This window comes from Brasilonema bromeliae SPC951 (assembly GCF_012912135.1).
Classification (GTDB): domain Bacteria; phylum Cyanobacteriota; class Cyanobacteriia; order Cyanobacteriales; family Nostocaceae; genus Brasilonema; species Brasilonema bromeliae.
On record NZ_QMEB01000255.1, the window covers coordinates 8,396 to 9,386 of the forward strand.

1 protein-coding gene is annotated in these 991 nt (G+C 43.9%); it reads right to left on the reverse strand.

Features of this window, described 5'->3' with window-relative positions; all coding sequences use genetic code 11:
- Positions 1–760, reverse strand: a 760-nt coding sequence (gene dapA, locus DP116_RS24310; RefSeq protein WP_343038370.1) for a 4-hydroxy-tetrahydrodipicolinate synthase, incomplete at its 3' end; no start/stop codon positions are given.
- Positions 761–991 lie beyond the last annotated feature (231 nt).

Consider the following 991-nt stretch of genomic DNA (forward strand, 5'->3'; position numbering starts at 1 on the left):
GGATGGGGTTTGTCGTTGCAAATAAAGCTTTAAACAGAGGAAAGAGTTGGAGATGTATTTCCCTGGCTACTTGAATTTTACCCGAATCAAAGGCTTGAACCATCTTTTGTAGTTCGTTTCCTACCAGATGAGAAGCCACGCTGACGACACCTTTTGCCCCTATTGCCAACAGAGGCAAAGTCATGTAATCATCACCAGAGTAAATCTGGAATTCTTTTGGCGTCAAGCGACGAATTTCACTTGCTTGATCTATATTGCCTGTCGATTCCTTAATTCCAATAATATTGTCAATCTCAGCTAACCGAGCAACAGTTTCCGGTTGAAGATTTTGACCAGTACGACCAGGGACATTGTACAACAGCAACGGTAAGTCAGGCGTCGCTTGAGCGATCGCAGCAAAGTGCTGATAAAGCCCTGCTTGGGGGGGTTTATTGTAGTAAGGAACAACCTGCAGTACACCATGTACTCCTATTTTAACCGCCTTTTGGGTAGCGGCAATTGCTTCTTTGGTTGAATTAGAACCACACCCTGCTATCACAAAAGCTTTTCCCGCCACCGCTTGCAACACCACAGAAAACAACTGATATTCTTCATCCCAACTTAGGGTAGGAGATTCTCCCGTGGTTCCACACACCACAATTGTATCTGTACCATTGTCAGCTAGATGTGCTGCTAGTGCTGCAGCAACATCATAATTTACACTGCCGTCTTCCTTAAACGGCGTAATCATAGCGGTTAGAACTCTGCCAAAATCTACCACCCTCTTTTCACTCCTAAATATTCTTCTTTGTTGTTCTTTGTTCTTCGCTTTTTGTGGATATTGGTGGTTTTATATTGTGATAACCTATTTCACTATTACTTTCAAGCGTAATTTACACATTATCGCCATATCATTAGTCCTTTCTCTGGCACTCATAACCACATCACTCATGACTCATGGACCCTTCGGGTTCGCCAGTCACCTACGGAGGGAAACCCTCCTGCAGTGCTG